The sequence below is a fragment of the Rhodopseudomonas sp. BR0M22 genome, assembly GCF_010907035.1.
Classification (GTDB): Bacteria; Pseudomonadota; Alphaproteobacteria; order Rhizobiales; family Xanthobacteraceae; genus Rhodopseudomonas.
In genome coordinates this window covers 22,409-33,445 of record NZ_QUMK01000065.1, presented here as the reverse complement: position 1 = coordinate 33,445, position 11,037 = coordinate 22,409, and the positions used below count along the sequence as shown (strand labels likewise).

Sequence of the window (11,037 nt, the reverse complement as noted above, 5' to 3'; positions counted from 1 at the left end):
GGTGCCATGGTATTGCGGCAAGGTTCCGGCCGGTCGGCAGCATTCTGGTCCGCCGCGACTGCCCCCCTCGAGAATCAGGATCGTCCATGAATCAGTCGTTCGCGCGCTGGCAGCCGTTTGCCCTGAGCCTTCTCCGCTTCATCACCGGTTTGCTGCTGTTTCAATACGGCGTGGCCAAGCTGTTCAAATTTCCCGCCGTACCGATGTTCGCCAAGGTCGAATTGTTCTCGCTGTATGGCGCGGCGGGCAGCCTGGAGTTGATCCTCGGCGCGCTGCTGATGCTCGGCCTGTTTACCCGCCCGGTCGCCTTCATCCTGTCGGGCGAGATGGCGTTCGCGTATTTCCTCGGCCACGTCTTCAAGGGCGCAACGCCGGTCTGGCTGCCGCTGCTGAACGGCGGCAGCCTGGCGATCGCGATGTGCTTCACGTGCTTGTACTTGGCCACGACGGGCGGCGGGCCGATCAGCCTCGATCGTGTCCTTGGGCGCGATCGCTGACGCTGCACCAGCGCTGAAACGATCGCGGCGGCGGCGTCAGGTCGTCGCCGCCTTCAACTCCAGCGGCACCGCGGCGGCATATTTCGAGTTGCGCAGGACCAGGGAGGTGCGGACGTTGCGGACGTGCGGGGCGGCGGTGAGATGGGCGACGAAATTCTGAAACGTCGCCATGTCCGGCGCGACGCATTTCAGGATGAAGTCGACTTCGCCCGACAGCATCCAGCACTCGCGCACCAGCGGCTCGTTGCGGACGAACTCCTCGAAACCGCGCAGGTCGGCCTCGGCCTGGCTGGACAGATGCACCGAGGCAAACACCGTCACGTCGAAGCCGAGATGGGCCGGGTCGAGCAGACCGCGATAGCCGAGAATGTAGCCTTCCTCCTCCAGCGTCCTGACCCGGCGCAGGCATGGCGGCGGGGAAATTCCCACCCGCTTGGCCAGTTCGACATTGGTGATTCGGCCGTCGTCCTGGATTTCCTGCAGGATCTTGAGGTCGATCTGGTCGAGGCTCTTGGTCACGCTGGTGCTATTCCCGCAAGGCGGATTCGGCTTACAAACAGCCTCTCTTAGCGTACCTCGCGGAATTTGGGTAATTTTATTTCGCGATGCTCACAGCTCGTTTTCCAAACCCGGTGGGAAATCCGCACGGAGGTGTTGCAAATCTTGCATAGCTCACCAAATACCATAGACTTCTGTCTGATCTTCCGCCCATTGGCGATGCCCCAGCCAGGACTACCCTGCTTCGCGCCGCCCTCAGTTTCGGGGACTGATTTATGCCGAGTCCGGTTCAAGCCAAGGTCGTGATCATTGGATCCGGGCCAGCCGGTTATACCGCCGCGATCTACGCCGCCCGCGCGATGCTGGAGCCGATCCTGATTCAGGGCATGCAGCCTGGAGGCCAGCTCACCATCACCACCGACGTGGAGAATTATCCCGGCTTCGCCGACGTGATCCAGGGCCCGTGGCTGATGGAGCAGATGGAGAAGCAGGCGCTGCATGTCGGCACCCGGATCAAGACCGACCTCGTGGTCGATCTCGACCTCAGCCAGCGGCCGTTCCGACTGACCTGCGACAGCGGCGACGTCTATCTCGCCGATACCCTGATTCTCGCCACCGGCGCCCAAGCGCGCTGGCTCGGCATCCCATCCGAGCAGACCTACAAAGGCTTCGGCGTTTCGGCCTGCGCGACGTGCGACGGCTTCTTCTATCGCGGCAAGGATGTCGTGGTGGTCGGCGGCGGCAACACCGCGGTCGAGGAAGCGCTGTTTCTGACCAATTTCGCCGCCAGCGTCACCATCGTACACCGGCGCGACCACTTCCGCGCCGAGCGCATCCTGCAGGATCGGCTGTTCAAGCACCCGAAGATCAAAGTGATCTGGGACGTCGCGGTCGACGAAATCTGCGGCGCCGAGAATCCGACCAAGGTCACCCATGTCCGTCTGAAGAACGTCAAGAGCGGCACGACCAGCGAGGTCAAGGCCGACGGCGTTTTCATCGCGATCGGCCACGCGCCGGCGACGGAGCTGTTCAAAGACCAGATCAAGCTCAAACCATCGGGCTATGTCGAGGTCGCGGCGAATTCGACCGCGACCTCGGTGCCCGGGGTTTTCGCCGCCGGCGATGTCGCCGACGAGACCTACCGCCAAGCCGTCACTGCCGCCGGAATGGGCTGCATGGCGGCCCTCGAAGCCGAACGCTTCCTGGCGCTGCGCGCCGGCGACCGCCAAGCGGCCGAATGACTCTCTGATGGCGCGACACCGCGACGGGTTCACCGATATGGACTGGGATAAGCTGAAGGTCTTCCACGCCGCTGCCGAAGCGGGGAGTTTCACCCATGCGGGCGAGCAGCTCGGGCTGTCGCAGTCGGCGGTTTCGCGACAGGTCAGTGCGCTGGAGCAGGAGCTTTCGGTCTCGCTGTTTCATCGCCACGCCCGCGGCCTGATCCTCACCGAACAGGGCGACCTGCTGTTCCGCACCGCGCACGACGTGTTCATGCAGTTGCAGGCGGCGCGTGCAAAGCTCACCGACAGCCGTGAACGGCCGAGCGGCGACCTCAAGGTCACCACCACACCAGGGCTCGGCATCCACTGGCTGGTGCCGCGGCTCGGCGAATTCACCGCGCTGTATCCGGAGATCCGGATCTCGCTGATCGTCACCGACGAAGAACTCGATCTGTCGATGCGCGAGGCCGACGTCGCGATCCGCACCCGCAAGCCGACCCAGCCCGACCTGATCCAGCGCAAGCTGTTCTCGATCGGCTTCCACGCCTATTGCTCGCCGGAGTACATCAAGAACTTCGGTACGCCGCGCACTCTCGAAGAACTCGACGATCATCGCTTGATCATGCTGAGCGACAGTCAGGTGCCGCCGCATCTGCAGAACAGGAGTTGGCTGATCGAGGCCGGCCGCAACGGCGTTGCGCCGCGTGAGCCGTACTTCAAGGTCAACAACATCCTCGGCCTGGTGCGCGCTTGCCAGCAGGGCCTCGGCATCGCCGCGCTTCCGGACTATCTGATCGAGGACACCAATCGCCTGGTGCAGCTGTTCGGCGAAGAGGACTCGATCCAGCTCGACACCTACTTCGTCTATCCGGAGGAATTGAAGACGGTGGCGCGCGTCCAGGTGTTCCGCGACTTCGTCGTCAACAAGGCACAGCGCTGGCCGGGCTGATTTGTCGCCCCCCGACGCTTCGCATGTCTGACATGCGGGACGCCGGCTTGTCGGCCGGCCGGATCGCGGATCAAATCATACCCATGCTGAGGGGTCGCGCTACTTAGAAGTCCCCCTCCTCCGGTGGCGCGACATTTCAGTTATCCCTCTTGGAAGGTGATTGTGTCGGCCTATCAGGCCAAAGACCTTAGACCGGGCTCTTCGTGAGTCCGGTTTTTTTCTGCACGTCGGATCGCTCACTCGGTGAGAGACGATCGATCACGGCTCTGCATGAAAAAAACGCGCGGAAGGCCGCGCGCTGGAAGAGTCGTTCGCGGCGATCAGGCCGCCTGTTTGTGCATACCGGAGTTTCCGGCGCCGCGGATCGCCTTGACGGAGCGTTCGATCGCCGCCCACAACCGATTGACCTCGTAGGCCGCACGGCCCTCGGCAGCGTATTCGCGGGCTCCCTGTCCCTCACCAAGCGCCATCAGAAGATCGGCACGATTGGTGATCTGTCCGCCCCAGACCGGCGCCTTGAACTTGGCGAGCGCATCGCGCGCGATGGTGACGATCCGGCTTTCGACTTCGTCACGCAGCGCCGGTGCGCCGTTGAGTACGACCGCATACGGCTTGCGATGCGAACGGCAGGTCTGGATGGTGTCCTGCACCGCGTTGACGTCGAACACACCCGGCCGCGCCGGAATGATCACCATCGTGGCGTTGCGGATCGCATCGTCGACGACAGCGGACAGGTTCGGCGGCGTGTCGACGAACACCCATTCGATCCCGTCACGCTTGGCAGACGCGATGATGTCGCTTACCGAGCGCGTCGCGGTGCGAAGCGGCGGCTCGTTCGTGCCGCGCAGCTTGTGCCACAGCGTCAGCGAGCCTTGCGGATCGGCATCGATCAGCAGGCAGGGACGCGATGCCTTGTGAACCTGTGCAGCCAAATGAGCAGTCAGGGTACTTTTTCCCGAACCACCTTTACGCGAAGCAAAAACGATGACGTTCATACGCTGGCCTCCCGATTGACCTTCGCGGCGAAGGTGAATCAGCTCGCTGATTCGTGAAAGATAAAATTGCAATCAATCATCATCGCTTCGCCAGATTGTGCCGATGATCGTGCTTTCGAGTCACATATGTTCCTTCGCGCACCTTCATCTGCGGACGCTGGTTGAGTTGCGACGGCGGTTTTCGAGTCGATGAGGATTGCGATCGGATCGCCCGAAACGAAAAGCTATGCGGCGTGCTTGGCGGAGGAATCCGGCGCTCCGGAGGCCTGAGGCGGCGCCAACGGCGTGATCTCGATGCCGCGAGCACGTTGTCGCTCCAGCCATTTTCGCTCGACCCAATTCAGAGCCCGCGCAGTCGGCTTCTCCAACGCCGGCACATCTTGCGCGATCAGCACCATGCCGAGCGGCAACATCCAAAGGCCGAGTACCGGCAGGAAGCTGAGCATACCACCACCGACCAGCGCGACGCCCAGCGGGAGCCGAACGTATTTCGACGACGGCCGCCGTAGCCAGCCGACGAACTGAGCGGGCCGTGGGGGCAGCTTGGCCTCGAACCACTGAAGGTGACGCTCGAGTTCGGCGCGGTGATCGATCTGTGTCACTGAAGCTCTCCTCAAGGCGCGAGATATGAGCGTCGATCTCGGCACCAACGCGGCAAGCTGTCGCGCGGATCCACGGAACTCCGGATGACGTCGCGATTAGAGCGGTTCATCGTTTGATTGAACGATCCGACCTTTCCGAAGGCACTGAGGCCTCATCCTGAGCCAGGCGAAGCTGGGCGTCTCGAAGGATGGGGCAACGCATTGCCTGCGTCACATGGTTCGAGACGGCGCTACGCGCCTCCTCACCATGAGGTTGTGCGTGTGGCGGGCGTGGATCAGCTCTGATTCTATGAAAGACAGAGCTGCTCTAGTGACGCACCCGCGGATGCCGCTTGTGAGGTTTCAGGCTGACGGGTTTGGAGCTGCGCGCGTTCCCGGAGTGCATCGCGGTCGGCGCGGGGCCAAAAAACGCACGACATCCAGGGGTCAGTTGCGCCTTGTTCTGCATCATGCAGACAGTGATCCGGTCGACATCGGGCACGAACGCACCGCACAACCGCATCGCATCACCCGAACAAGCCTGCTGCTGCTCGGCCGTGTAGGCGCGCACGTCGGTCGCCGCCACCGACAGACCGAGGCTGATCGTAGCCACAGCAAAAAAGCTACCGGCGTGTCGTCGCAAGATCGATCGGGTCGAAATCATCAGGCCCCCAATTGTGCCGATGCTTACCAGCGGCACTTTCCCAGCGAGCTATTTGATTGACTCAATTGTGCGGGAGCCGCGACGAATTCGCAAGCAACGCGCGAACTCCAGTGGCGGAGTTACAAACCGACAACTCTTGCTAAGCCTCCTTGCCGCTAAGCCTCGTTCGCACCGGCTCCCCGGTCGTCGAGCGCGCGCTGACCTTCGACGGTCAAGCGATAGTGAGTCTGGCCAGCGACTTGTCCCGTGCGGCTCACCGCCAGGAAACCGCCGGCTACCAGGCGGTCGAGCTCGAGACGCTGCGCTGTATTGAGATCACGCCCCGATGCGCGCGCGACATCGACCAACACCGATATCGCCTGATCGCTCAGTTCTGTGCTCGTCATATCGACCTGCCGCCCCTGCTGCCTTCAGCCGGCAACGTGAGCGTCGTCGATTCTGTTCCAACCGCGTGCACGAGTCGCGCCGACACAATCGCCCGCGACCGCATCGGCGGGACAACGTTCCGACGTCTTGGCGCCATGGACGAAGGCGCTGCATTTTGAAGAAAGGGGTTGAAAAACGGGTGGTACAGTTGGGTGGGCTCGAACCACCGACCTCCTGTTCCACAGACAGGCGCTCTAACCAACTGAGCTACAACTGCATCCGGCGCGGCCGAGGCGGCCGCGAACGGGCGGAAACTAGGTGCAACGCCGCGTTTTGGCAAGGCCGTGATCGACCGCAAGACCAATGTCGGGGGTGCTGTCGACAACATCGTGCAAACGACAAGGCCCGGGCGCAGGGCCCGGGCCTTGAAAACGAGGCGAAACGGGCCCGATCAGGCCGCCGGCTTGAAGATCTTCGAGGCGTTGGCCTTGATCGGCTCGACGGTGTCGGCGGCGACCTTCTGGCTGAGCTCGGTCAGCTCCTTGGTCTGCGTGGTCAGCGTCTCGATCTGCTTCTTGGCGTGGGACGTCCACAATTCCATCATGTCCGGCAGGGTCTTGGCGCCGATCAGGCTGTGGGCGAAGTCGAAGCTGGCGCTGGTGTTGGTCTTCACGAAGTCGAACAGCATGGCCGAATAATCGGTCGCGCCCTTGCTCGCCGTGGTGAACACGGCCTCGATCGTGCCGTTCTGGGTCTCGGCAACGTCCTTCAGCTTGGCATAGCTCTCACGGGCCTGCGACACTCCCTTTTCGGCGAAGGCACGCACCTGCTCGGGAAGCTGGAACGGCATCACGGTGGAAAACGGATCGCTCGAATCGGCCATAGGTGCATCCTTCGCTGGTGGGGAAATCGAAATGACCCGCACGCGGCCCGCGTCGTGTTCAGGCTGTATGCCGAGCCCAGGACGACAGAGGTCGTCCAGTAATCACAGACTATCACAGAAATTGTGCAATGCAACATAAGAGTGCATCACAATGCCACATTCCGCGCCTTCTACACGCCAGACGTGTAGAGACGAAGGCCGGCCGGAGCGTCGTCTGGCGCGGCCCCGTCTCCGCTCGGACAGGCGCTCAGCTTTTCGGCTTGGCGACGTCCTGAGCCGCCTTGGTGACGACCTGACCGATCTCGCTGGCCTGCTCGGCGAGCGCCTTCATCTGCGCCTGCACATATTCGGCGTGCAGTCGCATTACGTCGCCGAGGTCCTTGGCGTGGACAAGCTGCTGCGCGTAGTCGAGAGCCGCGTGGACGTTGCGCTCGGCGAACGTGACGGCGCGGGTGGTGATTTCCTTGGCGTTCGCACGGGCCGCAGCGCCCCGATCCTCGATGGTTGAGGCCGTTTGCTGGGCACTCGAGAGCATGTGCTCGAACGCTTTCCGGGCCTGGTCGAAACCAGCCTCGGCCATCGAACGCACTTCCTTGGGAATCTCAAATCGATCACGCGCTTCCTGATCCATCGTCAGTTCCTTCCACCTGTTAGCCGCCGTCCGAACCGAGCTTCGCCGGTCTCCGAGACTGTATCGACCGATCGCATCGCCGGTGTGACCGGCCGATGTCGACTCGCGGATCGTGACCGATTGCATCGGTTTTGCAACCTTTCAACGCAATAGGGGCGTTTCAGGTCCGGGGTGATGACCGAATTAAGGTTATCCGCGCTTAAGACGGGATAGGCGCAGCGGGATCGTGGACCTGACGTGGGACGCCCGTGATAATGAATTGTTAAGGTTCTCAGGCCCCGTGCCCTGTCCACCACCGCTGGCCAGCCGCGGCGTAAGAGTAGCGATGACCAACTGGGACTTTCAATTGCGAGGGGTCGACGATCCCCGGCTCGCGGAGCACGCGACGCGGACGCTGCCGGCTTGGCTATGGTCGACTGACGGCAGCCGAATCCTGTGGGCCAACCCCGTTGCGGTCAGGCTGTTCGGCGCCAGCAATGCGACCGAACTCGCCGGCCGAACACTCAGACCGGCAGACCCGCACCGGCGTCAGGTCGCCCAACTCGCCGCCAAGTTGCCGCCGAGCGGTGTCCCAAGGTTGGAGCGGCTGCGTGGCTTCGGCGCTCCGCTCGGCGGCCCGGTGACCTGCGCCTGCACCCGGCTAGGCTTCGCTGACGGCAAAACGGGGATTTTGATCGCCGCAGTCGAAATGATCGGACGCCCGATGTCTCTGATCGACCGGCTGCGCGGGTTGGTCGAAGGTGTCGACACGCCGATTGCGGCATTCGCGAGCGACGGTCTGTTCGTCGGCTCGAGCGTCGCCGCGCGCACTCTGCTCGGCTTCCGCAATTTGAGCGAAGCCGGGCTCGATCAGGCTCGCACGGAGGCCCTGCGGCTCGGTCGCGCCGAGATTCCGATCGGGCTCGGCCGATTGGTATTGCAGCGAGTTGGCAGCGGGACCGATGTCGGCCTGATCGCGCTGCTGGTGCCGGACACCCCCACACAGCCATCTCCGCCCCCGGAAGCGGCACCGCTGGAGCATCCCCACGCGGAATCGTCCACGAGCACTGAGCCGATCGAGGCCGCAGCGTCGCCGCCGGAGCCGGACTACGAGGCCTTCGACACCCTCAGCGAAGCCCCCGCCGAATTCACCTTGCTCGGCGACACGCCGCCGGAATCGTCTGCTGACGTGCCCGATCCCGAGCCCGCCCCCGCTGAGGCCGAGGCCGCAGCCGAACCGGCCCGGGCGCAGGAGCCTGCTGTCGATTGCGCGTCGGTCACCGACGAGTCCGAGGCGCCGGAAGCCGTCGAGCCAGAACCGATGCCGGCCGCCACAGACGTCGTGGCCGTGTCCGAGCAAGCCGGATCGGAGCCGGTGACGGAAGAAGCCCAATCCACCATCGAGCGGACACCGGAGCCGCCGGCGCCACGGCGTCATCCTCTGCGCTTCGTCTGGCAGATCGACCGCGACGGCCGGCTGGCGATTGCATCGGACGAATTCCTCCGCCTGATCGGTCCGCACACCGCCGCCAATCTCGGCGAGCGCTGGACCGAGGTCGCCGACCGGCTCGGGCTCGACCCCGAGGGCCGCGTCGCCGAGGCGCTCGCCACCCGCCACACCTGGAGCGGCATCACGCTGCAATGGCCCGCGGACGGTACGGCGCTGCGGCTGCCGATCGAGATGTCCGGCCTGCCGGTGCAGGATCGGGACGGATCGTTCATCGGCTATCGCGGCTTCGGCGTCTGCCGCGATCTTGCCGCGCTCGATCAACTCGCCGCACAACGTCCGTCTGGCCGGAGCGAGCCTGCGCCAAGGCCGCTGTCAGCTGACCGCGCGTCGCAAAACACCGCTTCAGATCAGGCCTCTGCCCTGGCCCCGCTCTTGAACCCCGTGGACACTCCCTTGGATACCCCGAAAAACGTCCTGCCATTCCGGCCCGGTAGCGATCCGCGTGCGCCGTCGCTGACTCCGGGCGAGAACAGCGCCTTCCACGAACTGGCACGGCAATTGGCGGCCCGGCTCGAGAGCGAGGCCCACACCGCCGCCGACACGCCGTCGATCGTCGATGAGACGACCGACACGCAAGCGGATGAGCAGCCGAGCGCTGCGCCCGAACAAGCGCCTGCCGATACTGATCAGCTTCGCGATGCCGCCATGGCCGCCAGCGGCGATAGCGCACGCGACCGCCTGCTGTTCGACCTGATACCTGTCGGCGTTCTGATCTACCGGCTCGATCGACTGCTCTACGCCAACCCGGCGTTCTTGAAACGGATGGGCTTCCCAAGCGTCGCCGCGCTAGAAGAGGCCGGCGGCCTCGACGCGCTGTACGTCGGCTCTGACGTCGACGAGGCGAGCAGCACATCGGAGAGCGGCACCCCGATCACCATCACAGCGGCACAAAGCGGTGACGCCACGCCCACGGAGGCGCGCCTGTTCACCATCGCCTGGGACGGCGAACAGGCACTGGCGCTGATCTGCTCGGCCGCCGCTGAGCCTCAAGCCGTCACCGAGCTGCCGTTCGCGCCGGCGACTGCGATCGAGGATGTGCCCGCCGTCGTGGGTGCGGCAAATGCCGAAGAACTCGGCACGATCCTCGACACCACCGCCGAGGGCGTCATGATGTTCGACGGAGCCGGACAGATCAGCGCGGCCAACCGCAGCGCCGAGGCACTGTTCGGCTATGGCGGCGACGCCCTGGTGCAACTCAATCTGATCGAGCTGTTCGCCCCGGAAAGCCGGGCTGCCGTGTTGGATTACTTGGACGGCATCAAGAATGGCCGTGCCGAGAGCATGCTCGACCACGGGCTCGAAGCGCTCGGGCAGGTGCGCGAAGGTGGGCAGTTTCCGCTGAGCATGACGATCGGCCGGACCCGAACCGACGGGCCGAACTTCTTCGCCGTGTTCCGCGATCTGTCCCGGGCGCAACGGACCGAAACCGAATTGAGCCAGGCCAAACGACTCGCCGAGCGCGCCACTGACGCCAAGGCCGACGTGCTGGCGCGGCTCAGCCACGAGATCCGCTCACCGCTCAACGCCATCATCGGCTTTGCCGAGGTGATGCTCGAAGAGCGGTTCGGCCCGCTCGGCAACGAACGCTACGTCGAATACATGAAGGATATTCGCGCGTCGGGCGAGCGCGTCATCGGCATCGTCGATGACCTGCTCGATCTGTCGCGGATCGAAACCGGCAAGCTCGATCTCGCCTTTGCCGATATCAATCTCAACGAGCTCGTCGAGCAAAGCGTCGCGGTGATGCAGCCGCAGGCCAATCGCGAGCGCATCATCATTCGTACCTCGTTGTCGCATCTGCTGCCGACCGTGGTGGCCGACGCACAGGCGCTGCGCCAGATCATCATGAACCTGATCGGCACCTCGATTCATCTCGCCAATGTCGGCGGGCAGGTGATCGTCTCGACCGCGCTCAGCGATTTCGGCGAGGTGGTGCTCCGCGTCCGCGACACCGGCAGCCGGCTCAACGACGACGAACTTGCCGCCGCATTGCAGCCGTTCCGCCCTCCGGCGCCGAGCGATCGCACCGAAGCCGCCGGCGTCAGCCTGTCGCTGACCAAGGCGCTGGTCGAAGCCAACCGCGCCAGCTTCCACATCAAAAGCGCGCCGCAATCCGGCACCCTGATCGAAGTGGTGTTCGCCCACGCGCCTGCGGCGGCGTGAGCGGATCCGACGTGTCGTGCGAAGCATGCCCTGCGGGCATGATTAGACGTTAACCGCAAGTGATTGCGTGAGTGACCGGCGCGGGGGACCTCCCGGCG

Annotated in this window: 11 protein-coding genes and 1 tRNA gene; 5 read left to right on the top strand and 7 right to left on the bottom strand. The window is 64.1% G+C overall.

Annotated features, from left to right (window positions below):
* The first annotated feature begins 86 nt into the window (after window positions 1-86).
* Window positions 87-497, top strand: a complete 411-nt coding sequence (locus DY468_RS19325; protein ID WP_164606403.1) for a DoxX family protein — start codon at window positions 87-89, stop codon at window positions 495-497.
* Between the two features lie 36 nt (window positions 498-533).
* Here the strand turns inward: DY468_RS19325 and DY468_RS19320 are convergent, their stop codons facing one another.
* Window positions 534-1,016 (bottom strand): Lrp/AsnC family transcriptional regulator, encoded by a 483-nt coding sequence (locus DY468_RS19320; protein WP_011159609.1) that lies wholly within the window; start codon window positions 1,014-1,016, stop codon window positions 534-536.
* Window positions 1,017-1,270: 254 nt separating this feature from the next.
* On the opposite strand from DY468_RS19320, the gene trxB reads away from it, so the two are divergent.
* The gene (gene trxB / locus DY468_RS19315) at window positions 1,271-2,236 is read left to right on the top strand and encodes a thioredoxin-disulfide reductase (RefSeq protein WP_164606401.1); all 966 of its coding nucleotides are present in this window, start codon (window positions 1,271-1,273) and stop codon (window positions 2,234-2,236) included.
* Between the two features lie 7 nt (window positions 2,237-2,243).
* Entirely contained in the window at window positions 2,244-3,167 is a 924-nt protein-coding gene (locus DY468_RS19310; RefSeq protein ID WP_164606400.1) for a LysR family transcriptional regulator, read from the top strand.
* A gap of 320 nt (window positions 3,168-3,487) precedes the next feature.
* Here the strand turns inward: DY468_RS19310 and DY468_RS19305 are convergent, their stop codons facing one another.
* The 3 genes from DY468_RS19305 to DY468_RS19295 all read right to left on the bottom strand — a co-directional run bounded on the left by DY468_RS19305 (window position 3,488) and on the right by DY468_RS19295 (window position 5,356).
* Window positions 3,488-4,162: an AAA family ATPase gene (locus tag DY468_RS19305; protein WP_164606399.1), complete on the bottom strand. Its 675-nt coding sequence runs from the start codon at window positions 4,160-4,162 to the stop codon at window positions 3,488-3,490.
* Window positions 4,163-4,386: 224 nt separating this feature from the next.
* Entirely contained in the window at window positions 4,387-4,764 is a 378-nt protein-coding gene (locus tag DY468_RS19300; RefSeq protein WP_164606398.1) for a hypothetical protein, read from the bottom strand.
* A 307-nt stretch (window positions 4,765-5,071) separates the two neighbouring features.
* Complete coding sequence (locus DY468_RS19295) at window positions 5,072-5,356, bottom strand: hypothetical protein (protein WP_349644305.1); 285 nt, start codon at window positions 5,354-5,356, stop codon at window positions 5,072-5,074.
* A 200-nt stretch (window positions 5,357-5,556) separates the two neighbouring features.
* On the opposite strand from DY468_RS19295, the gene DY468_RS19290 reads away from it, so the two are divergent.
* Entirely contained in the window at window positions 5,557-5,952 is a 396-nt protein-coding gene (locus DY468_RS19290) for a hypothetical protein (RefSeq protein WP_164606396.1), read from the top strand.
* 21 nt (window positions 5,953-5,973) lie between these two features.
* Here DY468_RS19290 and DY468_RS19285 read toward each other — a convergent pair.
* The 3 genes from DY468_RS19285 to DY468_RS19275 all read right to left on the bottom strand — a co-directional run bounded on the left by DY468_RS19285 (window position 5,974) and on the right by DY468_RS19275 (window position 7,287).
* Window positions 5,974-6,050: transfer RNA gene (locus DY468_RS19285), tRNA-His, on the bottom strand.
* Between the two features lie 174 nt (window positions 6,051-6,224).
* A complete protein-coding gene (locus DY468_RS19280; protein ID WP_164606395.1) occupies window positions 6,225-6,656 on the bottom strand; it encodes a phasin in 432 nt (143 codons plus the stop codon).
* A gap of 247 nt (window positions 6,657-6,903) precedes the next feature.
* Window positions 6,904-7,287, bottom strand: a complete 384-nt coding sequence (locus DY468_RS19275; RefSeq protein ID WP_164606394.1) for a phasin — start codon at window positions 7,285-7,287, stop codon at window positions 6,904-6,906.
* Between the two features lie 325 nt (window positions 7,288-7,612).
* On the opposite strand from DY468_RS19275, the gene DY468_RS19270 reads away from it, so the two are divergent.
* Window positions 7,613-10,939 carry a PAS domain-containing protein gene (locus tag DY468_RS19270; protein WP_164606393.1) on the top strand — a complete coding sequence of 1,109 codons (3,327 nt, stop codon included), beginning with the start codon at window positions 7,613-7,615 and terminating at the stop codon, window positions 10,937-10,939.
* Window positions 10,940-11,037 lie beyond the last annotated feature (98 nt).

What these genes read in the sequence shown, in the direction of transcription:
- DY468_RS19310 (WP_164606400.1), top strand. Translation starts at nt 2,244, where the DNA reads ATGGCGCGACACCGCGACGGGTTCACCGATATGGACTGGGATAAGCTG.
- DY468_RS19270 (WP_164606393.1), top strand. Translation starts at nt 7,613, where the DNA reads ATGACCAACTGGGACTTTCAATTGCGAGGGGTCGACGATCCCCGGCTC.
- DY468_RS19325 (WP_164606403.1), top strand. Translation starts at nt 87, where the DNA reads ATGAATCAGTCGTTCGCGCGCTGGCAGCCGTTTGCCCTGAGCCTTCTC.
- DY468_RS19305 (WP_164606399.1), bottom strand. Translation starts at nt 4,162, where the DNA reads ATGAACGTCATCGTTTTTGCTTCGCGTAAAGGTGGTTCGGGAAAAAGT.
- trxB (WP_164606401.1), top strand. Translation starts at nt 1,271, where the DNA reads ATGCCGAGTCCGGTTCAAGCCAAGGTCGTGATCATTGGATCCGGGCCA.
- DY468_RS19275 (WP_164606394.1), bottom strand. Translation starts at nt 7,287, where the DNA reads ATGGATCAGGAAGCGCGTGATCGATTTGAGATTCCCAAGGAAGTGCGT.
- DY468_RS19280 (WP_164606395.1), bottom strand. Translation starts at nt 6,656, where the DNA reads ATGGCCGATTCGAGCGATCCGTTTTCCACCGTGATGCCGTTCCAGCTT.